We start from the raw sequence: 22,542 nt of genomic DNA, 5'->3' as shown, positions 1-22,542 counted from the left end.
CCGGGTGGGTTTTCTCCTTCTTCGCGCGGCCGGGCTGCCGCTCTGTTGCCGTATCGGCGCGCAGTTTGGCATGCCCATGGTCTGTCACGGTGTGTAGTCATCGGACTGCTCTGTGGAGGGCGCACAGAGGGGCTGCGGGCGTCACCGGTATGGGTGACGGCGATATTCACAACCATCGAGGCGTCCACAGTTATCCACCAAGATCCACACGATTTCCGGGATCGCTGCACCGTGATTCCAGCGCACCCCGCTCGCGGCGGGTTCTTGGCCCGGCTCCGATTGCCGGGGGCGCTTGGCCGGTTTGTGTCGGCCGTTCAAAGGGAGGCCGCCTTGCCGGTTCTTCCCACGTTTGGGAATCGCGGGGCCACAGGGGCCGTGCGAGTCAAGCAGCGAAGGGGGATGGAGACCGTGGCCGGAGCCGTCACACACGATCCGCCGCCGGCCGCCGGAGGGCGGCAGGGCGGACCGCTGATCGTCACCGAGGACACCGAACTCCTCGACGACCTGCTGCGCCTGTGCGCGGCGGCGGGTGCCACACCAGAGGTGCACCACGGGGTGCCCGACCGCAGAGGCAGCTGGGAGGCCGCGCCGCTCGTCCTCGTGGGCGACGACGCCGCGCGACGGGTACGCGGGGCCGCGCGCAGAAGGGGAGTCGTCCTCGTCGGCCGGGACCAGGACGACTCCGGGGTGTGGCGGCGGGCCGTCGAGATCGGCGCCGAGCACGTCCTGATGCTGCCCGACGGCGAGCAGTGGCTCGTCGACCGCATCGCCGATGTGGCCGAGGGGGTCGGCCGGCCCGCCCTCACCGTGGGCGTCATCGGCGGCCGGGGCGGGGCCGGAGCGTCCACGCTCGCGTGCGCGCTCGCCGTCACCTCCGCGCGCGAGGGGCTGCGCACACTCCTCGTGGACGCCGATCCGCTGGGCGGCGGACTCGACGTACTCCTCGGCGGCGAGACGGCCGACGGGCTGCGCTGGCCCGCATTCGCCTCCTCGCGCGGGCGGGTGGGTGGGGGCGCTCTGGAGGAGTCGCTGCCCGAACTGCACTCGCTGCGGGTGCTCAGCTGGGACCGCGGCGACCGGATCGCCGTCCCGCCCCAGGCGGTGCGCGCGGTGCTCGCCGCGGCCCGGCGCCGGGGCGGCACGGTCGTGGTCGACCTGCCGCGCCGCATCGACGACGGCGTCGCCGAGGTCCTCACCCAACTCGACGTCGGCGTGCTGGTGGTGCCCGCCGAGCTGCGTGCCGTCGCGGCCGCCGGACGGGTGGCGTCCGCCGTCGGCATGGTCCTGCGCGATCTGCGGGTGGCGGTCCGCGGGCCGTACCCGCCGGGGCTCGACGACCGGGAAGTGGCCCGGCTGCTCGGACTGCCCCTCGTCGGAGAGGTGCCGGTCGAGCCGGAACTGCTGCGCCCGGACGAGGGCACGGCACCACCGGGTGCCGCCCCGCGCGGACCGCTCGCCCGGTTCTGCAAGGAGTTCTGGGAGCGGGCGCTCGTCGAGGCGGGTGCGGCGTGAGCACCCTGGCCGGCCTCGAGGGCGCGGAACTGCTCGACGGAGTGCGGCGGTGGCTGGCCGAGAGCGGGGCCGAGCCGACACCCGCGCGGGTGGCGCAGGCCCTTCGGGAGCAGGGCCGGGTGCTCGGGGACGCGGAAGTCCTGGGGGCCGCCGCGCAGTTGCGGTCCGAGCTGGTCGGCAGCGGGCCGCTGGAGCCCCTGCTCGCCGACCCGTCGGTGACGGACGTGCTGGTGTCGGCCCCGGACCGGGTCTGGGTGGACCGGGGCGGCGGACTGGAGCTGACGTCGGTGCGCTTCGCGGACGCGGCGGCCGTACGACGGCTCGGCCAGCGCCTCGCCGCCGTGGCCGGGCGCCGGCTGGACGACGCCCGGCCCTGGGTCGACGCCCGGCTGCCCGACGGGACCCGGCTGCACGCGGTGTTGCCGCCGGTCGCGGTGGGCTGCGCCTGCCTGTCGCTGCGCGTAGTACGGCCCCGTGCCTTCACGCTCGGCGAGCTGGTCGCGGCGGGCACGGTGCCGCCGGGCGGGGACCGTGTGCTGCGCGCGCTGCTCGACGCACGGCTGTCCTTTCTGGTCAGTGGCGGCACGGGCAGCGGCAAGACGACGCTGCTGAGTGCCCTTCTGGGGCTGGTGAGGCTGGACGAGCGGATCGTCCTCGCCGAGGACTCGGCGGAACTGCGGCCGGACCATCCGCACGTCGTGCGGCTGGAGACCAGACCCGCCAACCAGGAGGGCGCGGGCGTCGTCACCCTCGAGGACCTGGTGCGCCAGGCACTGCGGATGCGGCCCGACCGGCTGGTCGTGGGAGAGGTCCGCGGACCCGAAGTGGTGCATCTGCTGGCCGCGTTGAACACCGGCCACGAGGGCGGCTGCGGAACCGTGCACGCCAATGCCGCAGCCGGCGTACCGGCCCGGCTGGAGGCGCTGGGAACGGCCGCCGGGCTCGACCGGGCCGCACTGCACAGCCAGGTGGCGGCCGCCCTCTCCGTGGTGCTGCACCTCGTACGCGACCGGACCGGACGGCGGCGGATCGCCGAGGTGCACGTGCTGGAGCGGGACCCGTCGGGGCTGGTGCGGACGGTGCCGGCGCTGCGGTGGGGAGCGGAGGCCTTCGTGCGGGAGCGGGGGTGGGCGCGGCTGCGGGGGCTGCTTCGCGGCGGCGGAAACGGGCCGTGTGAGGCCGCGGTGAAGGGGGCGAGTCATGACGGGGGTGGCTGAGGTGTCCATGGGTGCGGTTGTGGCGTGCATGGGAGCGGCGGTGTGGCTGCTGGGCGAGCGGAACTCGACGGCGCGGCGGGCGAGGGTGTTGCTCGCGGGCGGCGGAAGTGTCGGGAGTGACCCGCCCGGGTGGCAGCGGATGGTCGGTGGGTGGCGGCGGGTCCGTGGGCGGCTGCGGGCCGAGTGGTGGGCGCCGGTGGCCGGGCTGGTGCTGGCGGTGCTCGGGGCGTCGGTGCTGCCGGTGGTGTTGGGAGCGGCTGGCGTGCCGTTGCTGCGGAGGGCCCGGCTGGCCTCTGGGGCACGGCGGGACCGGGAGCGCCGGGCCGACGCGGTGATCGCGTTGTGCGGAGCGCTGGCCGGGGAGGTGCGGGCCGGACGCCAGCCGGGTGAGGGGCTGCTGCGGGCCGCGCGGGACTGCGGCGGGCTCGCGGACGCACAGGCGACGGTGCTGGCGGCGGCACGGTTCGGCGGCGACGTGCCGGAGGCGCTCGCGACCGCCGCGGGGCAACCGGGAGCCGAGGGCCTGCGGGGACTCGCGGCGTGCTGGCGGGTGGCCGTGGACCAGGGCGCCGGGCTCGCGGCCGGACTCGACCGGCTCGCCGCCGCCCTGCGCGCCGAACGGGACCAACGGTCCGATCTGCGCGCCCAGTTGGCGGGCGCCCGGGCCACGGCGGTGCTGCTCGCCGGGCTTCCGGCCCTGGGGCTCCTCATCGGTACCGCCCTCGGCGCCGACCCCCTCCATGTCCTGCTGCACACCACGGCGGGCCTGGGCTGTCTGGTGGCCGGCGGTGTGCTGGAGGGCCTGGGGCTGTGGTGGGTGCTGCGGATCGTGCGGGGTGCGGAGGCGGCGGCATGAGCGGGGAAGTTGTCCACAGGCTGGGGGCGACGGTGGGGATTCTGCTGGCCCTCTGGCTGTCGGTGCGTCGGCTGAAGCAGGCGCGGCACCGCCGGAGGATGCGGCGCCGGCTGACCGAGCTGTCGCCCCGCGAAGCGACCGCTCCGGCCCCGCGCCCCGCCCTGAGCCGGACCGCGCGGAGATGGCTGGCCCCCGTGGGCGTGGCAGGTGCCGGGTGGGCGCTGGTCGGCGGCCTGGTCGGTGTCGTCGTGGGACTGGCCGGCGCGGTGGGGATTTGGCGGTGGCGGCTGCGGCAGGAGGCGGCCGGTACGGACCCACGGGCATCCGACCTCGCCGAGGCGGCGCGGCAACTGCCCTTGGCCGCCGACCTGCTGGCGGCCTGCATCGCGGCGGGCGCCGGCCCGGTGATCGCGGCGCATGCCGTGGGAGAGGCCCTGGGAGGCCCGGTGGGCGACGCCCTCGCCCAGGGGGCGGCGGAGGTACGGCTGGGCGGCGAACCGGGTGCGTCCTGGCGGAGGTTGGCAGCCCTGCCGGGTGCCGCAGGCCTGGCCCGGCTGCTCGAACGGGCTGATGTGTCCGGACTGCCCGCCGCCACACCGGTCGCACGGCTCGCCGCCGAGGCCCGCGCCGACTGGAGCCGCGCCGCGACGGCCAGGGCACGCCGAGCGGGCGTCATGGTCAGCGCGCCGGTCGGGCTGTGCTTCCTGCCCGCGTTCATCGCGGTCGGCGTGCTGCCCGTGGTGATCGGGCTCGCGGGCGGGGTGCTCGGAGGGGGTGGTGGCTGAGGCGGAGACCCGGATCGGCGGAACAAGTCAGCGACGACCAATAGAAGTTCGGACTCTTTCCTACGGGGGTTGAGATGTATCAGGCGGTACGGGCACGGCTGGGTGCCCTGGTGTGCAGGGCGCGTGCGGCGCGGAGGGACGCTGGGATGGTCACCTCCGAGTACGCGATGGGAATCGTCGCGGCGGTGGCGTTCGCGGTGGTGCTCTACAAGGTCATCACGAGCGGCGCGGTCAGCGCGGAGCTCCAGAACATCGTGAAGGAAGCCCTCAATGCGCGGATGTGAGCGGGGCGCGGACCGGGGGTTCGTCACGGCGGAGTCGGCCGTGGTGCTGCCCGTGCTGGTGATGTTCGCGATGGCGCTGGTGTGGGGGCTGCTGGTCGTGGCCGCGCAGATCCAGTGCGTGGACGCGGCACGGACGGGCGCCCGCGCGGCTGCCCGCCAGGACCCGCCCGACGCGGTCGTGCGACTGACCCGCGAGGCGGCACCACCTGGCGCGAAGGTGACCGTCAACCGGGGCGCGGAACACGTCCGGGTGGTCGTCGTGGCCGAGCCGCCGGTGCTGCGCGGTCTGTCCTTCACCGTACGGGAGGAGGCCGTGGCGTCGGTGGAGGAGACGGTGGGGGCGGGCACGTGAGACGGCGACCGGAGGCGCGAGGCCGGGGCCCGAGGCGCCGGGACAGGGGGCGTCGGCCGATGAGAGGTGCCGCCTCGGACCAGGGGTCCGCCACCGTCTGGAGTGTCGGGGCGATCGCCGTCCTGTGCGTGGTGTTCGGCGTCGTCCTCGCACTGGGGCAGGCCGTCGTGATCCGGCACCGTGCGGCGGGCGGCGCGGATCTCGCGGCGCTCGCGGCGGCGGACCACTGGGCCGAGGGCGGTACGGCTGCCTGTGCCCGGGCCGGCCGGGTGGCCCGGGCACAGGGCGTCCGGCTCGTGCGGTGCGAGGTCGTCGGGGAGATCTCGGACGTGACGGCGGCGTCGGGCCGGGGGCCGTTCATGGCGGAGGTCAGGGCGCGGGCGGGGCCTCCGACAGCTCCTCCGGGTATCCCGTCGGCGGGGATCGTCAGGGCGCGGTCGGGTGCTGGGGCGTCTCTCCCGGGCCTCCCGGCGGCTGCTCCTCCGCCTCCTTCTCCTCGGGAGCCCCCTCCAGCAGCACCGTGAGCAGCCGCACCGCCCCCCTCTTGTGCAGCGGATCGTTGCCGTTGCCGCACTTGGGGGACTGGATGCAGGACGGGCAGCCGGCGTCGCACTCGCAGGAGGCGATGGCCTGGCGGGTGGCGGTCAGCCAGGTGCGGGCGGTGTGGAAGGCGCGCTCCGCGAAGCCCGCGCCGCCGGGATGGCCGTCGTAGACGAAGACCGTGGGCAGGAGCGTGTCGGGGTGGAGCGGGATCGACACGCCGCCGATGTCCCAGCGGTCGCAGGTCGCGAAGAGGGGCAGCAGGCCGATCGACGCGTGCTCGGCGGCGTGCAGGGAGCCGCCGAGGATCTCCGGGTTGATCCGGGCGCGGTCGAGCTGGTCCTCGGTGACGGTCCACCACACGGCCCGGGTGCGCAGCGTACGAGGAGGGAGGTCGAGTTTCGTCTCGCCCAGCACCTCACCGGTCATGAGCCGTCTGCGGAGGAAGGAGACGACCTGGTTGGTGACCTCGACGGAGCCGTAGCACAGGCGGCCGTCGCCCCAGGGCACCTCGACGTCCGTCTCCAGCACGGAGATCGACGTCGTGTCCCGGGCGACCGTGGAGTAGGGCGGGGCGGCCTCCTCGACGAGGGCGACGGAGTCCTCCAGGTCCAGCGACCGCACCAGGTACGTCCGGCCTTGGTGGAGGTGGACCGCCCCCTCGTGGACGGTCGAGTGCGCGGCGCCCGCGTCGACCGTGCCCAGCAGTCGCCCCGTGCCGGTCTCGACGACCTGGATCGGGCGTCCGCCCTCACCGCGGATGTCGGTCAGGTCGGCGGCCCGCTCGCGGCGGGTCCAGTGCCAGGCCTTGGTGCGACGGCGCAGCAGCTTGGCGGCCTCGAGCTGGGGGAGGAGGTCCTCGCAGGCCGGGCCGAACAGGTCGAGGTCCTCGTCCGTCAGGGGCAGTTCCTCGGCGGCCGCACACAGGTGCGGGGCCAGCACGTAGGGGTTGTCCGGGTCGAGGACCGTCGACTCGACGGGCTGGTCGAACAGGGCCTCCGGGTGGTGGACGAGGAACGTGTCCAGCGGGTCGTCACGCGCGACCAGGACGGCCAGCGCCCCCTGCCCGGACCGTCCGGCCCGGCCCGCCTGCTGCCACAGGGAGGCCCGCGTGCCCGGGTAACCGGCGATGACGACCGCGTCCAGGCCGGAGATGTCGATGCCGAGTTCGAGGGCGTTCGTCGCGGCGAGGCCCAGCAGTTCACCCGAATGGAGGGCGCGTTCGAGTGCCCGGCGCTCCTCCGGGAGATAACCGCCCCGGTACGCCGCGACACGCCGGGCCAGCGACCGGTCGACCTCGGCCAGTCGTTCCTGGGAGATGACGGAGATCAGCTCGGCGCCGCGCCGGGACCGTACGAAGGCGACCGAGCGCACGCCCTGCACGGTGAGGTCGGTGAGCAGGTCGGCGGCCTCGGCGGTGGCCGTGCGGCGGACGGGGGCGCCCTTCTCGCCGTGCAGCTCGGTCAGCGGCGGTTCCCAGAGGGCGAACACCAGTTCACCGCGCGGGGAGGCGTCGTCGGCGACCTCCACCACCGGCAGACCGGTGAGGCGGCGGGCGGCCACCGCGGGCTCGGCGGCGGTCGCGGAGGCCAGCAGGAACACGGGCGAGGCGCCGTAGCGGGCGCACAGGCGGCGCAGTCGGCGCAGCACCTGGGCGACGTGCGAGCCGAAGACGCCGCGGTAGGTGTGGCACTCGTCGACGACGACGTACTTCAGCGACTTCAGGAAGGAGGACCAGCGAGGGTGGGACGGCAGGATGCCGCGGTGCAGCATGTCCGGGTTGGTCAGGACGTAGTTGGCGTACTGGCGGATCCACTCGCGCTCCTCGAACGGAGTGTCACCGTCGTACACGGCCGTGCGCACCGAATGGCCCAACGGATGTGAAAGTTCCTTCACGGAGCGGCACTGATCCGCCGCAAGGGCCTTGGTGGGGGCCAGGTAGAGGGCGGTCGCGCCCCGGCCGTTCGGGGCATCGGCGCCGTCCAGGAGGGTGGACAGGACCGGCACGAGGTAGGCCAGGGACTTGCCGGAGGCCGTGCCGGTGGCGACGACGACCGATTCGCCGTCCAGGGCGTGCTCCGCCGCATGCGCCTGGTGGGCCCAGGGATGCTCGATGCCCGCGGCCTGCACGGCCGCCACGACCTCCGCTCGGATCCGGTCCGGCCAGACGGCATGCCGACCCTCGCGCGGGGGCAAGTGCTCCGTATGAGTAATGCGCGAAGCCCTGCTCGGACCGGACGCGAGCCGGTCCAGGACCGTGCCCGGCGCCGGTCGCGAGGCGGGGTCCGTCGGGGTTCGATCGGATCGGTGATTCTTGGCCATCGGCACCGAGTGTGTCACTGGCGTGACGGACAATGGAGCCAAGGCGTCGTGCACGCCTGCCCGTAAGTGATTGAATGCCATCGCGGCTGGCGAACCGTCCAGGGGACGAAGCCGAGGTGCCCCAAGGGCGACCGCTCGATAGCAAGGTGCTGGAGGATCCGTGGACCTGTCCCTGTCGACCGAGACCATGGGCGATCGCACGATCGTCAGGGGCGGTGGCGAAATCGACGTATATACCGCGCCCAAGCTGCGCGAGCAGTTGGTCGAGCTGGTGAACGACGGCAGTTTCCACCTTGTCGTCGACATGGAGGGCGTGGACTTCCTCGACTCCACCGGGCTCGGCGTGCTGGTCGGCGGCCTGAAGCGTGTGCGGGCCCATGAGGGCTCCCTGCGCCTGGTCTGCAACCAGGAGCGCATTCTGAAGATCTTCCGCATCACCGGCCTCACCAAGGTGTTCCCCATTCACACCTCGGTCGAGGAAGCGGTGGCGGCGACCGACTGACCACCGGGCCCGGGCCTCGCGCCCGGGCCGGCCGAAGTCGCGGCAAGAGTTCGGCAGAAGTGAAGACCGAGGGGGCCCGGGCTTTTCGGCGGCCCGGAGCCTCTCGACAGCACGCCCGTAGTTGCGAGGGGGATGCATGGCCACCGTTGAGCTCCGCTTCAGCGCGCTGCCCGAGCACGTCAGGACCGCCCGGCTGGTGGCGGCCGCGGTGGCGCGCAGGGCCGGAGTGGACGAGGCCGTCCTCGACGAGGTCAGGCTCGCCGTCGGTGAGGCCTGCACGCGGGCCGTCGGACTGCACCAGACCGGCGGGATCTCGGCACCGGTGAAGGTGCTGCTGATCGAGGAGGAGAAACAGTTCTCCATCGAGGTCGGCGACGAGGCCCCGCATGCGGTACCCGGCGAGCGCGCGCCCGGCACCGGACCCGGCGACCCCGACGGTGAGGCCGAAGAGGACGAGATGGGCCTCGCGGTCATCAGCGGACTCGTCGACGACGTCGCGGTCAGCGCGGGGGAGCACGGCGGTTCGATCAAGATGACCTGGCCGACCACGCCGCCGCCGACCGTCCTGGCCTGACCGGCCACCGCGCACACCGTTCTTGACGAAGGGCCCCACCCATGGGGCCCTTCGTCATGTGCGGGTGTCAGTGCTCGCCTTTACAGTAGTTCCTGTGCCGTTCCTCGCGTGAATTCGTTCACGATCATTTCGCATGCTCCGCGGCAGTCCGAGAATGCTTTCAGGGCATTACCTCAGAAGGCCAATTCCACTTATCGCGCTCTGTTTTGATCAGGTTCCGGTACCTACAATCCCGTCCACATCTTGAGCTCAGCCCAAGCGTCAAGGAGGACGAATGGCGGGGCTTTCCATCTCACAACAGTCGGGCCATCCCACAGACCTCGCAGCCGCCGTACTGACCGATGGCAACCGCGTTCTCGTCGTGGTCATCGCGGTCGTCGCGCTGGCGGCACTCGTGGTCGCGGGCGTCCTGGTGCGCCAGGTACTCGCGGCCGGCGAGGGCACCGACAGCATGAAGAAGATCGCGGTGGCGATCCAGGAAGGCGCGAACGCCTATCTGGCACGTCAGCTTCGCACGCTCGGCGTATTCGCCGTCGTCGTGTTCTTCCTGCTCATGCTGCTGCCCGCGGACGACTGGAATCAGCGTGCCGGTCGGTCGGTGTTCTTCCTGATCGGAGCGGCGTTCTCGGCGGCCACCGGCTATATCGGTATGTGGCTCGCCGTCCGCAGCAATGTGCGGGTCGCGGCGGCGGCGCGTGAAGCAACTCCGGCGGAAGGAGAGCCGGAAAAAGATCTCACCACCGTCTCGCACAAAGCGATGAAGATCGCATTTCGCACGGGCGGCGTCGTCGGTATGTTCACGGTGGGCCTGGGCCTGCTGGGCGCCTCCTGCGTGGTGCTGGTGTACGCGGCCGACGCGCCGAAGGTGCTCGAGGGCTTCGGCCTCGGGGCCGCGCTGATCGCGATGTTCATGCGTGTCGGCGGCGGCATCTTCACCAAGGCCGCCGACGTCGGCGCCGACCTGGTCGGCAAGGTCGAACAGGGCATTCCGGAGGACGACCCGCGCAATGCCGCGACCATCGCCGACAACGTGGGCGACAACGTCGGCGACTGCGCGGGCATGGCGGCCGACCTCTTCGAGTCGTACGCCGTGACCCTGGTCGCCGCGCTGATCCTGGGCTCGGCGGCCTTCGGCGACGCCGGGCTCGGCTTCCCGCTGCTCGTGCCGGCGATCGGTGTGATCACCGCCATGATCGGCATCTTCGCGGTGGCGCCCAGGCGGGCCGACCGCAGCGGAATGAGCGCCATCAACCGCGGGTTCTTCATCTCCGCGGTGATCTCGCTCGTGCTGGTGGCCGTGGCCGTCTTCGTCTACCTGCCCGGGAAGTACTCGGACCTGGACGGCGTGACGGACGCGGCGATCACGGGCAAGGACGGCGACCCGCGGATCCTCGCGCTCGTCGCGGTGGCCATCGGCATCGTGCTCGCCGCCCTGATCCAGCAACTGACCGGCTACTTCACCGAGACCACCCGGCGTCCCGTCCGGGACATCGGCAAGACCTCGCTCACCGGCCCGGCCACCGTCGTCCTCGCCGGTATCTCCGTGGGTCTCGAATCCGCCGTCTACACCGCCCTGTTGATCGGCCTCGGCGTGTACGGGGCGTTCCTGCTCGGCGGTACGTCGATCACGCTGGCGCTGTTCGCGGTGGCGCTGGCCGGCACCGGCCTGCTCACCACGGTCGGTGTGATCGTCGCGATGGACACCTTCGGACCCGTCTCCGACAACGCACAGGGCATCGCGGAGATGTCCGGCGACGTCGAGGGCGCGGGCGCGCAGGTGCTCACCGACCTGGACGCGGTCGGCAACACCACCAAGGCGATCACCAAGGGCATCGCGATCGCCACGGCCGTGCTCGCGGCGGCGGCGCTGTTCGGTTCGTACCGCGACGCGATCATCACCGGCGCGCGGGACGTGGGCGAGCAGTTGTCCGGGGCCGGCGCGCCGATGAGCCTGATGATGGACATCTCGCAGCCCAACAACCTCGTGGGTCTCGTCGCGGGCGCGGCGGTCGTCTTCCTCTTCTCGGGGCTGGCGATCAACGCCGTGTCGCGATCGGCGGGTTCCGTGGTCTTCGAGGTGCGGCGGCAGTTCCGCGAGAGGCCCGGGATCATGGACTACAGCGAAAAACCGGAGTACGGAAAGGTCGTCGACATCTGCACCAGGGACGCCCTGCGCGAGCTCGCCACACCCGGTCTGCTCGCCGTGCTGGCGCCCGTCTTCATCGGGTTCACGCTCGGTGTCGGGCCGCTGGGCGCGTTCCTTGCGGGCGCGATCGGTGCGGGCACGCTGATGGCGGTGTTCCTCGCCAACTCCGGTGGCGCCTGGGACAACGCCAAGAAGCTCGTCGAGGACGGCCACCACGGAGGCAAGGGCAGCGAGGCCCACGCGGCGACCGTGATCGGCGACACCGTCGGCGACCCCTTCAAGGACACCGCCGGTCCCGCGATCAACCCGTTGCTCAAGGTCATGAACCTGGTGTCCCTGCTCATCGCGCCCGCAGTGATCAAGTTCTCCTACGGCCCGGATAAGAGCATCGGAGTGCGGATCCTGATCGCGGCCCTCGCGTTCGTCGTCATCGTCGGCGCGGTGTACGTGTCAAAGCGGCGCGGCATCGCCGTAGGTGACGAAGACAACGCCGAACCGAAGCCCAAGTCGGCGGACCCGGCGGTGGTTTCGTAGGGAGGTCGTCCAAGCCCCAGCTCAAGGTGCGGGCGGGCGGCGCGCGTTGACGCGTCGCCCGCCCGCTCTGCGCGCGTACGCGACCACGCCGTGAGGCTTCTCTCGCTTGGTGCAAAAGGTTACAAAAAGGTCTTAATAGACGCTCGGCGTGCTGCTGCCGTGCATCTGGCGTGTATGTTCCGGGGCCGAGAGCCATGGAAGGGACCAAACCGGTGAACAAGAAGCTCGCGGCCGCACTGTCCGGCGGTGCGGTACTGGTACTGGCGCTGTCGGGTTGCGGCGGCGACGACAACGAGAAGCTGGACTCCTGGGCCAAGCAGGTCTGCGACGCCGTACAGCCGCAGGCCAAGAAGATCGAGTCGGCCAATGGCTCGATCCAGAAGGAAACCTCGGACAACAGCAAGCCGAAGGACGTCCAGAAGACCGACGCAAAGGCCTTCCAGGACATGTCCGACGCCTACAAGGCCATCGGGGCCGCGGTGACCAAGGCCGGGGCGCCGGACGTCGAGAACGGTGAGAAGAAGCAGCAGGACGCCGTCAAGGAGCTCAACGCGATCTCCTCCTCGTACGCCTCCCTGAAGAAGCAGGTCGACGCGCTCGACACCAAGGACCAGGGCAAGTTCGCGGACGGCCTCAAGGACATCGCGACCGAGCTCGACAAGCTGGGCAAGAGCGGGAACGACGCGCTCCGGACCCTGGAGGAGGGCGAGGTCGGCCAGGCCATGGCCCGGCAGTCCAGCTGCAAGGCGGCCACGGCGCCGGCGACCCAGAGCTGAGTAAGGAGCATTCTCGGGGCCGACGGGGCTGCTGAGCCCAGAGTGACGGTCGAGCCGGTCCGCTGAGCCGCACGCGATACCCGGCACGGGCACGTGCGATACCGGCGCCGGCGGACACAATGGGGGGCGTGAGTAACGCCAGCCAGTCACCCCTGTCCCCGCTGCCCTCCTCCGACCGTCCCGATGTCGCCGCCCGGCTCCGGGACGCCCTGCTCGGAGCCTCCTTCACCGCCGACGGGCTGCTCGAACTGCTCGGCGCCCCCGCTTACGCTGCCCTGGCCCGGAGCGAGACCGTGCCCGCGCTCCGGGCGACCCGCGGGGACACGCCGCTGGAGTTGCTCGTCCGGCTGTTCCTCCTTCAGCAGCCCGTGCCGCACGCACGCGTGGCGGATGTCCTGCCCGTCGAGGCGTGCCTGGAGAGCGGCTGGCTGACCCGTGTCGGCGGCGACGCGATCGCCGCCGCTGTGGACGTACGGCCGTACGGCGGGCCCGGCGGCGAGGACTGGTTCATCGTGTCGGACCTGGGCTGCGCGGTCGGTGGCGCCGGGGGGATCGGCCGGCGTGACGAGGGGGTCGTCCTGGGAGTCGGCGGCGCCTCCACGACACTCGCCGGCATCACCGTCCGTACGCCCGTCGCCGCCGCGCTCGACCTCGGCACCGGCTCCGGCATCCAGGCGCTGCACGCCGCGCAGCACGCCACGCGCGTGACGGCCACCGACCTCAACCCGCGCGCGCTGCACATCACCGCCCTCACGCTGGCGCTGTCCGGCACCCCGGCCGCCGAGCTGCGCGAGGGCTCCCTCTTCGAGCCGGTGCGGGAGGACGAGAAGTACGACCTGATCGTCTCGAACCCGCCGTTCGTGATCTCTCCCGGTGCCCGGCTCACCTACCGCGACGGCGGGATGGGCGGGGACGATCTGTGCCGCACGCTCGTTCAGGAGGCAGGGGAGCGGCTGAACGAGGGCGGGTTCGCGCAGTTCCTCGCCAACTGGCAGCACGTGGAAGGGGAGGACTGGCAGGACCGGCTCAGGTCATGGGTGCCCCGGGGCTGCGACGCGTGGATCGTGCAGCGTGAGCTGCAGGACGTCAACCAGTACGCGGAGCTGTGGCTGCGGGACGCGGGCGACCACCGCGAGGACGTGGCGGAGTACCAGGCGCGGTACGACGCCTGGCTCGACGAGTTCGAGGCGCGCAAGGTGAAGGCCATCGGCTTCGGCTGGATCACCCTGCGCAGGACGGGCTCCGCCGTGCCCTCCGTCACGGTGGAGGAGTGGCCGCACCCGGTCGAGCAGCCGCTCGGGGACACCATCCGGGCCCACTTCGACCGGCTCGACTACCTGCGCGACCACGACGACGCCGCCCTGCTCGAAGAACACTTCCGGCTCGGCGCCGAGGTCGTGCAGGAACAGGTCGGACTGCCCGGCGCGGAGGACCCCGAGCATGTCGTGCTGCGCCAGAACCGCGGCATGCGCCGGGCCACCCGGGTGGACACGGTCGGCGCCGGCTTCGCGGGCGTCTGCGACGGCACGATGAGCGCCGGCCGCATCCTCGACGCCATCGCCCAGCTGATCGGCGAGGACCCGGTGCTGCTGCGCGACCGCACTCCGGCGCAGATCCGGCTGCTCGTCGAGCAGGGGTTCCTGGAGCCGGTCCGCTGAGGGACTCGGCAGGGATGCCTGCCGAGTGGACACCCCACGCGCCACTCCTCGCACCCCACGCCCCGTGATCACCCCCCACGGGCCCTCGTCGAGGAGACTCACCAATAAAATTCGAGTCGATTTGAACACCTCGTCCAAAACGGTCCGTGAGGGGGCGGACGTCCCCGATCCGCGGCTGTGTCGCCCCGGCGTTCACCTCTGGTTCGCCTGTCGGCCGCCCACGCGTGTCAGCCTCCCCTGGCTGGGGAGGCGCGGACGGGAGAAAAGGGGCGCGGGGAGTCATGGAGAGCGAACCGGCGATCTTCGCGGGAGTGGTGTTCTCCCTGTTCGGAGGCGGACTGCTGGCGTGGACCGTGACACGCGTACGCCGTCACCAGCCCGTCGCCCAGGGTGTGAACCCCGTCGCATCGGCGACCCTCGCGAGCGTCGTCGCGGTGCTCGCCCTGGCGGTCGGAACCTGGTGCTTCAGCCGCCTGTGAGGCCCGTGTCGGCGACGCCTCTGTGGGTAACCGAGAGGTTGCACTCCGCATAGGGGCGGGCCGGCTCCGGGCACTCCGGGCGGCAGGAATGGTGGTAGTCGGGTTACCGTTCGAGTGGCCGTTGCGGGCTTTTCCCGTTTGACACGGGGGCGGGATGTACCGTCACACTCCGCAGCGTCACCACGACCCGACCCCGGGAGACGAACCCTGGGGAGGCCCAGCGTCGACCGGAGAGAAGAGCGAAGTTGTCCCCGACCAGCGAGACCGCACAGGGCGGCCGCCGACTCGTCATCGTCGAGTCGCCTGCCAAGGCGAAGACGATCAAGGGCTACCTGGGCCCCGGCTACGTAGTCGAGGCGAGCGTCGGGCACATCCGCGACCTTCCCAACGGCGCCGCCGAGGTGCCCGAGAAGTACACCGGCGAGGTCCGCCGCCTCGGTGTGGACGTCGAACACGACTTCCAGCCCATCTATGTGGTCAACGCGGACAAGAAGGCGCAGGTCAAGAAGCTCAAGGATCTGCTGAAGGACTCCGACGAGCTCTTCCTCGCCACCGATGAGGACCGCGAGGGCGAGGCCATCGCGTGGCACCTCCAGGAGGTGCTCAAGCCCAAGGTCCCGGTCAAGCGGATGGTCTTCCACGAGATCACCAAGGCCGCGATCCAGGCCGCTGTGGCCAACCCGCGCGAGCTGAACCAGAAGCTGGTCGACGCCCAGGAGACCCGCCGCATCCTCGACCGCCTCTACGGCTACGAGGTCTCGCCGGTCCTGTGGAAGAAGGTCATGCCGCGGCTGTCGGCGGGCCGTGTCCAGTCGGTCGCCACACGACTCGTCGTGGAGCGGGAACGCGAGCGCATCGCCTTTCGTTCGGCTGAGTACTGGGACCTGACGGGCACCTTCGCGACCGGCCGCGCGGGAGACCTGTCGGACCCGTCGTCGCTGGTCGCGCGCCTCCAGACCGTCGACGGCAGGCGGGTCGCGCAGGGCCGCGACTTCGACTCCCTGGGACAACTGAAGAGCGCGAACACCCTCCACCTCGACGAGGCGAACGCCCGCGCCCTGGCCGCCGCCCTGGAGAACACGAGCTTCGCGGTCCGGTCCGTCGAGTCCAAGCCGTACCGCCGCTCGCCGTACGCCCCGTTCCGTACGACGACGCTGCAGCAGGAGGCGAGCCGCAAGCTCGGCTTCGGCGCGAAGGCGACCATGCAGATCGCCCAGAAGCTGTACGAGAACGGCTACATCACGTACATGCGTACGGACTCCACGACCCTGAGCGACACGGCGGTCGCCGCCGCCCGCGCCCAGGTCACGCAGCTGTACGGCGCCGACTATCTGCCGCCGCAGCCGAGGACGTACGCCGGGAAGGTCAAGAACGCGCAGGAGGCCCACGAGGCGATCCGCCCCTCGGGTGATCGTTTCCGCACGCCCGCCGAGACCGGACTGACCGGCGACCAGTTCAAGCTGTACGAACTGATCTGGAAGCGGACCGTCGCCTCCCAGATGAAGGACGCGACCGGCAACAGCGTCACGGTGAAGATCGGCGGCACGGCGGCCGACGGCCGGGACGTCGAGTTCAGCGCGTCCGGCAAGACGATCACGTTCCACGGCTTCCTGAAGGCTTACGTCGAGGGCGCCGACGACCCGAACGCCGAGCTCGACGACCGCGAGCGCCGGCTGCCCCAGGTCTCCGAGGGCGACGCCCTGAGCGCCGAGGAGATCACGGTCGACGGGCACGCCACGAAGCCCCCGGCCCGCTACACCGAGGCCTCCCTGGTCAAGGAGCTGGAAGAGCGCGAGATCGGCCGTCCGTCGACGTACGCGTCGATCATCGGCACGATCCTGGACCGCGGCTATGTGTTCAAGAAGGGCACGGCCCTGGTGCCGTCCTTCCTGTCCTTCGCCGTGGTCAACCTCCTGGAGAAGCACTTCGGGCGGCTCGTCGACTACGGCTTCACCGCCAAGATGGAGGACGACCTCGACCGCATCGCCCGCGGTGAGGCGAGGGCCGTGCCGTGGCTGAAGCGGTTCTACTTCGGTGAGGGCAGCGAGGGCGGTGCCGCCGACGCCGGCAACGGCGACGGGGATCACCTCGGCGGCCTCAAGGAGCTGGTGACAGACCTGGGCGCGATCGACGCCCGCGAGGTGTCGTCGTTCCCCGTGGGCAACGACATCGTGCTGCGGGTCGGCCGCTACGGGCCGTACATCGAGCGCGGCGAGAAGGACACCGAGCAGCACCAGCGCGCCGACATCCCGGACGACCTGGCGCCGGACGAGCTGACCGTCGACCTCGCGGAGGAGCTGCTCGCCAAGCCGAGCGGCGACTACGAGCTGGGCACGGACCCGGCCACCGGCCACACGATCGTCGCCAAGGACGGCCGCTACGGTCCGTACGTGACGGAGGTCCTCCCCGAGGGCACCCCGAAGACGGGCAAGAACGCGGTCAAGCCGCGCACGGCGTCCCTGTTCAAGACGATGTCGCTGGACACGGTGACCCTCGACGACGCGCTGAAACTGATGTCGCTGCCGCGCGTGGTCGGCGCAGACGCCGAAGGCCAGGAGATCACCGCGCAGAACGGCCGCTACGGCCCGTACCTGAAGAAGGGCACGGACTCGCGCTCGCTCCAGTCCGAGGAACAGCTCTTCACGATCACGCTGGAGGAGGCGCTGGCGATCTACGCCCAGCCGAAGCAGCGTGGCCGGGCGGCCGCCAAGCCGCCGCTGAAGGAGCTGGGCACCGACCCGGTGAGCGAGAAGCCGGTCGTCGTCAAGGACGGCCGCTTCGGGCCGTACGTCACCGACGGCGAGACCAACGCGACCCTGCGCTCCGGCGACAGCGTCGAGGCGATCACCCCGGAGCGCGGCTTCGAGCTGCTCGCCGAGAAGCGCGCGAAGGCGCCGGCGAAGAAGACCGCGAAGAAGGCGGCCAAGAAGGCTCCGGCGAAGAAGACGACGGCGGCCAAGAAGACCGCGGCGAAGAAGACCACGACCGCGAAGAAGACGACGGCCAAGAAGACGACCACCGGGAAGAAGACGGCCGCCAAGACGGCGACCGTCTCGGAGCCGGCGGAGGACTGAGGCCGTTCAGGCCCGGTCGGGATTCGCGCGGGACCCGTTCGGGGTCCGCTCGGGACCCGCTCAGGACCCGTTCGAGCCCCGTTCGACATCCGGACTGCCAAGGTCCGGATCTTCGCCCAGGGTTCGGAAAGCGAACGCCCCGGCAACACTTCGGTGTCGGGGCGTGCGCATGCCAGGCCGGGCATCCCAGGGTGTCGGTGGCTCCCGATAGGCTGAATGCATGACGCGAGCCGAGCATCCAACGGCCTCTCAGCCGGCCCCCGACGACGCCCTGGTCGCGGACTCCCGCGAGCGTGCCGTCCGCGCCCTGCTGCGCCGTCCGCAGTTGAAGCGGTTGTGGAGCGCACAGCTCGTGGGCGGCGTGGGCGACACACTCGCCCTTCTCGTCCTGGTAGTCCTGGCTGTCCAAGCGGCCGTCGCCGAAGGTGCGTTCGGGGGCGGCTACCGCGGCGTGGCGTTCGCAGTGGCGACCGTTTTCGGGGTGCGCATCCTGGCGACGCTCCTGTTCGGCGCCGTGCTCCTCGGACCGCTCACCGCGCTCACCTCCCAGGACGGCCCGCTGGACCGCCGCTGGACCATGGTGGGCGCGGACGGGCTGCGCGCGGCGCTCCTCATCGTCGCCCCGCTGTGGATCGACTGGACGCCCGAGGACGCGCTGGCCGTCCTCCTCGTCACGGCCTTCGTGACCGGTGTCGCCGAGCGGTTCTGGACGGTGTGCCGTGAGAGTGCGGCCCCCGCGCTGCTGCCGCCCCCGCCGCCGGAAGGCGCGACGGTCCGGCCGCTGCCGGACCACATGGACGCCCTGCGCCGCCTGTCGCTGCGCACCGGCTTCGCCGCGATCCCGCTCGCGGCCGTCGCGCTCGTCGTCGCAGCCCTGTTCAACAACCTGCTGGGCGCCGGCATCGACTGGTTCGCCCAGCATCAGGCGGCCCTCGCCTCCTACGTGGCGGCGGGGCTGTTCGCCGCCTCCCTGTCCGTGCTGACCTTCCTGGAGCTGCCCGGCACGCGCACCCCCCGCGCGCGGTCGCCGCTCGAGGGACTGCGGCGCCCGAAGACCGGCACCGGCGCCGACAAGGGACGCACCGGCGTGATGCCGCTGCTGGTGCTGGCCTGCGCGGCCGTCGCCGCCGCGGTGTCCGCCGCCGTCGCCGTGGCCGTGCTGCACGCCAAGGACCTGGGCGGTGGCCCGGTGCTCTACGGGCTGTTCGTGGGCGCGCTGACCGGCGGTGTCGTCGTCGGCATCCGTACGGCGCCCTCGCTGCTGCCCGCCCTGTCGCGCCGCCGGCTGCTCGCGCTGGCCATCGCCTTCACCGGTGTCGCGCTGCTGGCCGCCGGGCTGGTCCCGGACGTCACCAGCGTGCTGCTGATCCTCGCGCTGGCCGGCGTCGGCGCGGGCATGTCCGCCAACATCGGGCACATCCTGCTCGACCAGGAGACCGAGGAGTACCGGCGGTCCCGTACGACGGAGCACCTGCACGCGGTCGTCCGCGTCTGCGTCGCGCTCGGTGCGGTGATCGCCCCGCTGGTGGCGGCGGGGATCGGGCCGCACCGGCTGGAGAGCGGCAAGTTCGTCTTCGCGCACGGCGGCGCGGCCTTCACGCTGATGCTGGCCGGCGCCCTGCTGCTGCCGGTGGCCGCGCTGGTGCTGGCCAAGGTCGACGACCGTTCCGGGGTGCCGCTGCGGCAGGACCTGCGCGACGCGCTGCTCCGCGGCGACGACCCGGAGCAGGCGCCCGCCGCCTCCGGGTTCTTCATCGCCCTGGAGGGCGGCGACGGGGCCGGCAAGTCCACACAGGCCGAGGCGCTCGCCGAGTGGATCCGCGGCAAGGGCCACGAGGTCGTGCTGACGCGCGAGCCGGGGGCGACGCCGGTCGGCAAGCGGCTGCGGTCGATCCTGCTGGACGTGTCGAGCGAGGGTCTGTCGCACCGCGCGGAGGCGCTGCTGTACGCGGCCGACCGGGCCGAGCACATCGACACCGTCGTACGGCCCGCCCTGGAGCGCGGCGCGGTCGTCATCTCCGACCGGTACATCGACTCGTCCGTGGCCTACCAGGGCGCGGGCCGTGACCTGTCGCCGACCGAGATCGCCCGGATCAACCGCTGGGCCACGAACGGACTGGTGCCGCATCTGACCGTCCTGCTGGACGTCGCGCCGGAGACCGCGCGCGAGCGGTTCACCGAGGCGCCGGACCGGCTGGAGTCGGAGCCGGCCGAGTTCCACGCGCGCGTGCGGGCCGGTTTCCTGACCCTGGCCGCGGCCGACGCCGGGCGGTACCTGGTGGTGGACGCCGGCCAGGAGCCCGAGGCCGTCACGACCGTCATCCGGCACCGGCTCGACCAGGTGCTGCCGCTGTCCGAGGCCGAGATCAAGGCCCAGGAGGAGGCTCGGAGGAAGGCCGAGGAGGAGGCCCGCCGGAAGGCCGAGGAAGAGGCTGCCCGCAAGGCCGAGGAGGAGCGCCTGGAGCGTGAGCGCCAGGAGCAGCTCGCCCGGCTGCGCGCCGAGGAGGAGGAGCGCAAGCGGCGCGAGCTGGAAGAGGCGCAGCGGCGCGAGGCCGAACGGCAGGCGGAGGAGGCCCGGCGGCGGGCCGAGGAAGCGCGGAAGAAGGCCGAGGAGGAGCGGGCACGGCTCCTCGCGGAGGAGAAGGCCCGCGCCGAGGAGGAGGCCCGGCGCAAGGCCGAGGAGGAACGCCGCCGCAAGCAGGCCGAGGAAGAGGCCCGGCTGCGCGCTGAGGCCGAGGCGCTCCGCCTGGAGAAGCAGCGCAAGGCCGAAGATGCCCTGCTGCGGGCCGAGGAGGCGCGGCGTCTGGCGGAGGCGGCGGCCGCTGCCGCGGAGGCCGGGCCGAAGAGCTCCGCCCCGCGGGGTGCCTCCGGTGCGACGGCCGGTCAGGACGCGGCGACGGTGCCCACGCCCGTGGTGAAACCGGGCGGCGCGGCGGACGACACGACCGTGCTGCGCCCGGTGCGGGGCGAGGAGCAGGGCCCGGGCCGGACCTCCGGTGGGTCCGACGCCGAGGTGACGGCCGAGCTGCCCAAGCCGCCGGTTCCGCCGGCCGTGGGGGAGGAGACGGAGGTCCTGCCGCCGGTTCGCCCCGGGGCCGGGTCCGGATCCGGGGACGAGACCGAGGTGCTGCCCCAGGTGCCCTCCGGGGCGGGCGACGAGACGGCCGTACTGCCTCCGGTCCGGCCGGGGGACGCCGATGAGACGGCCGTGCTGCCGCCCGTACGCGGGGACGAACCGGCGGACCGGGTTCCGCCCGGGTACTTCCGGGAGGACGCCCCGGCCGCCCGGCCCGACGGCACCGAGGACCGTACGCGGGAGCTGCCCCAGGTCGACGCCGAGGGCCGGCCTCGCCACCGGCGGTCCGAATGGGCCGAGGAGACGCCGCTGGACGACCTGCCGTCACTGGCGGACGAACTGCTCGGACCGCACGAGGACGAGCCGGACGACGGGCGGGGACGCCGGGGGAAGGGCGGCCGGGGCCGCTGAGGCCTCCGGCGGTCCGCCGGGGGAGCCCGGGCCGAGGCGGGAGACGGGCCCGGGCCGGGCCCGCGAGATCAGGCGGCAGGCGTTGTCAGTGGTCACCCCCACAATGGATCTCGCACCGTGGAACGTGACGAAAGGGCGGCGTGACCCATGACCGTGTGGGACGACCTCGTCGGGCAGGAGAGGGTGAGCGCGCAGCTGGACGCCGCCGCCCGGGACGCCGACGCCCTGGTCACCGCGGCCGCGACCGACCTTCCCCCGCCCGAGGCGTCGAAGATGACGCACGCGTGGCTGTTCACGGGCCCGCCCGGGGCCGGCCGGAACCAGGCGGCGCGGGCGTTCGCGGCGGCCTTGCAGTGCGTCAGCCCGGACCGGGCCCTCGGCGGCTCCCCGGGCTGCGGCTTCTGCGACGGATGTCACACGGCCCTGATCGGCACGCACGCCGACGTCACCACCGTCGCCGCGGTCGGCACGCAGATCCTCGCCGACGACATGCGCGACACCGTCCGCAAGTCGTTCACGTCGCCGGCGAACGGCCGCTGGCAGGTCATCCTCGTGGAGGACGCCGAGCGGCTGAACGAGAAGTCGGCCAACGCCGTCCTCAAGGCCGTGGAGGAGCCCGCTCCGCGCACCGTCTGGCTGCTGTGCGCCCCCTCCATCGAGGACGTCCTGCCGACGATCCGCTCCCGCTGCCGCCACCTGAACCTGAGTACCCCGTCGGTCGACGCGGTCGCCGACATGCTCGTACGCCGCGAGGGCGTCGAGCCGGACGTCGCCGCCGCGGCGGCCCGCGCGACCCAGGGCCATGTCGACCGGGCCCGCCGCCTGGCCACCGACCCGGCCGCGCGCGAGCGCCGTGCCGCCGTGCTGAGGCTGCCGCTGCGGGTGGACGAGATCGGCAGTGCGCTCAAGGCCGCCCAGGAGCTCGTCGACGCGGCCGCCGAGGACGCCAAGCAGCTCGCGGAGGAGACGGACGCCAAGGAGACCGAGGAGCTCAAGGCCGCCCTCGGTGCGGCCCAGGGTGGCCGGATGCCGCGCGGTACGGCGGGCGTGATGAAGGACCTGGAGGACAAGCAGAAGCGCCGCAGAACACGCACGCAGCGCGACAGCCTCGACCTCGCCCTGACCGACCTCACGGCCTTCTACCGCGACGTCCTCGCCCTCCAGCTCGGCTCCCGCGTGGCCATCGCCAACGCGGACGCCGAGGACGCGCTGGAGCGCCTCGCCCGCGGCAGCTCCCCGGAGTCCACGCTCCGCCGCATCGAGGCGATCGCCGCCTGCCGCGACGCCCTCGACCGCAACGTGGCGCCGCTGCTCGCGGTGGAAGCGATGACGATGGCGCTCAGAGCGGGCTGATCCGGCAGAGCGGCACCGCCCATGAGGGTGGAAGCGGAGTTGACGCCGTAACTCGTACGAGGCACGACACGCACACAGGGCATTCATCCCG

Annotated in this window: 17 protein-coding genes; 16 read left to right on the top strand and 1 reads right to left on the bottom strand. The window is 72.4% G+C overall.

Annotation, left to right across the window (positions count from 1 at the left end; genetic code table 11):
* The first annotated feature begins 399 nt into the window (after positions 1-399).
* From ssd to ACZ6TU_RS05170, 7 genes are all read left to right on the top strand, one after another.
* A complete protein-coding gene (gene ssd / locus ACZ6TU_RS05200) occupies positions 400-1,512 on the top strand; it encodes a septum site-determining protein Ssd (RefSeq protein WP_467674967.1) in 1,113 nt (370 codons plus the stop codon).
* A complete protein-coding gene (locus tag ACZ6TU_RS05195) occupies positions 1,509-2,729 on the top strand; it encodes a TadA family conjugal transfer-associated ATPase (RefSeq protein WP_467674969.1) in 1,221 nt (406 codons plus the stop codon). Before ssd ends, ACZ6TU_RS05195 begins: the two co-directional genes overlap by 4 nt.
* Complete coding sequence (locus ACZ6TU_RS05190) at positions 2,713-3,585, top strand: type II secretion system F family protein (RefSeq protein WP_467674971.1); 873 nt, start codon at positions 2,713-2,715, stop codon at positions 3,583-3,585. Before ACZ6TU_RS05195 ends, ACZ6TU_RS05190 begins: the two co-directional genes overlap by 17 nt.
* Positions 3,582-4,370, top strand: a complete 789-nt coding sequence (locus ACZ6TU_RS05185) for a type II secretion system F family protein (RefSeq protein WP_467674973.1) — start codon at positions 3,582-3,584, stop codon at positions 4,368-4,370. Before ACZ6TU_RS05190 ends, ACZ6TU_RS05185 begins: the two co-directional genes overlap by 4 nt.
* 74 nt (positions 4,371-4,444) lie before the next feature.
* On the top strand, positions 4,445-4,654 hold the full coding sequence (locus ACZ6TU_RS05180) for a DUF4244 domain-containing protein (protein WP_467674975.1): 210 nt from the start codon (positions 4,445-4,447) through the stop codon (positions 4,652-4,654).
* Positions 4,641-5,006 (top strand): TadE family type IV pilus minor pilin, encoded by a 366-nt coding sequence (locus ACZ6TU_RS05175; RefSeq protein WP_467674977.1) that lies wholly within the window; start codon positions 4,641-4,643, stop codon positions 5,004-5,006. Before ACZ6TU_RS05180 ends, ACZ6TU_RS05175 begins: the two co-directional genes overlap by 14 nt.
* A 59-nt stretch (positions 5,007-5,065) precedes the next feature.
* Entirely contained in the window at positions 5,066-5,530 is a 465-nt protein-coding gene (locus ACZ6TU_RS05170; RefSeq protein ID WP_467674979.1) for an Rv3654c family TadE-like protein, read from the top strand.
* Here ACZ6TU_RS05170 and ACZ6TU_RS05165 read toward each other — a convergent pair.
* The gene (locus tag ACZ6TU_RS05165; protein WP_467674981.1) at positions 5,433-7,949 is read right to left on the bottom strand and encodes a DEAD/DEAH box helicase; all 2,517 of its coding nucleotides are present in this window, start codon (positions 7,947-7,949) and stop codon (positions 5,433-5,435) included. The genes ACZ6TU_RS05170 and ACZ6TU_RS05165 overlap by 98 nt on opposite strands.
* Positions 7,950-8,028: 79 nt before the next feature.
* On the opposite strand from ACZ6TU_RS05165, the gene bldG reads away from it, so the two are divergent.
* From bldG to ACZ6TU_RS05120, 9 genes are all read left to right on the top strand, one after another.
* Positions 8,029-8,370 carry an anti-sigma factor antagonist BldG gene (gene bldG / locus ACZ6TU_RS05160; RefSeq protein ID WP_469546769.1) on the top strand — a complete coding sequence of 114 codons (342 nt, stop codon included), beginning with the start codon at positions 8,029-8,031 and terminating at the stop codon, positions 8,368-8,370.
* 136 nt (positions 8,371-8,506) lie between these two features.
* The gene (locus ACZ6TU_RS05155) at positions 8,507-8,944 is read left to right on the top strand and encodes an ATP-binding protein (RefSeq protein ID WP_467674983.1); all 438 of its coding nucleotides are present in this window, start codon (positions 8,507-8,509) and stop codon (positions 8,942-8,944) included.
* 274 nt (positions 8,945-9,218) lie between these two features.
* Complete coding sequence (locus ACZ6TU_RS05150) at positions 9,219-11,624, top strand: sodium-translocating pyrophosphatase (protein WP_467674985.1); 2,406 nt, start codon at positions 9,219-9,221, stop codon at positions 11,622-11,624.
* A 194-nt stretch (positions 11,625-11,818) separates the two neighbouring features.
* Positions 11,819-12,400, top strand: a complete 582-nt coding sequence (locus ACZ6TU_RS05145; RefSeq protein WP_467674986.1) for a small secreted protein — start codon at positions 11,819-11,821, stop codon at positions 12,398-12,400.
* Positions 12,401-12,519: 119 nt separating this feature from the next.
* Positions 12,520-14,058: a DUF7059 domain-containing protein gene (locus ACZ6TU_RS05140; RefSeq protein WP_467674988.1), complete on the top strand. Its 1,539-nt coding sequence runs from the start codon at positions 12,520-12,522 to the stop codon at positions 14,056-14,058.
* 281 nt (positions 14,059-14,339) lie between these two features.
* A complete protein-coding gene (locus ACZ6TU_RS05135) occupies positions 14,340-14,537 on the top strand; it encodes a hypothetical protein (protein ID WP_467674990.1) in 198 nt (65 codons plus the stop codon).
* A 245-nt stretch (positions 14,538-14,782) separates the two neighbouring features.
* Entirely contained in the window at positions 14,783-17,611 is a 2,829-nt protein-coding gene (topA, locus tag ACZ6TU_RS05130) for a type I DNA topoisomerase (RefSeq protein WP_467674992.1), read from the top strand.
* Between the two features lie 220 nt (positions 17,612-17,831).
* The gene (gene tmk, locus ACZ6TU_RS05125) at positions 17,832-21,098 is read left to right on the top strand and encodes a dTMP kinase (protein WP_467674994.1); all 3,267 of its coding nucleotides are present in this window, start codon (positions 17,832-17,834) and stop codon (positions 21,096-21,098) included.
* 147 nt (positions 21,099-21,245) lie between these two features.
* The gene (locus ACZ6TU_RS05120; protein ID WP_467674996.1) at positions 21,246-22,451 is read left to right on the top strand and encodes a DNA polymerase III subunit delta'; all 1,206 of its coding nucleotides are present in this window, start codon (positions 21,246-21,248) and stop codon (positions 22,449-22,451) included.
* Positions 22,452-22,542: the final 91 nt, after the last annotated feature.

Source organism: Streptomyces sp. NPDC052064 (assembly GCF_055585925.1).
Note: the sequence above shows the minus strand (reverse complement) of the source record. Positions and strands in the feature narration are given on the sequence as shown.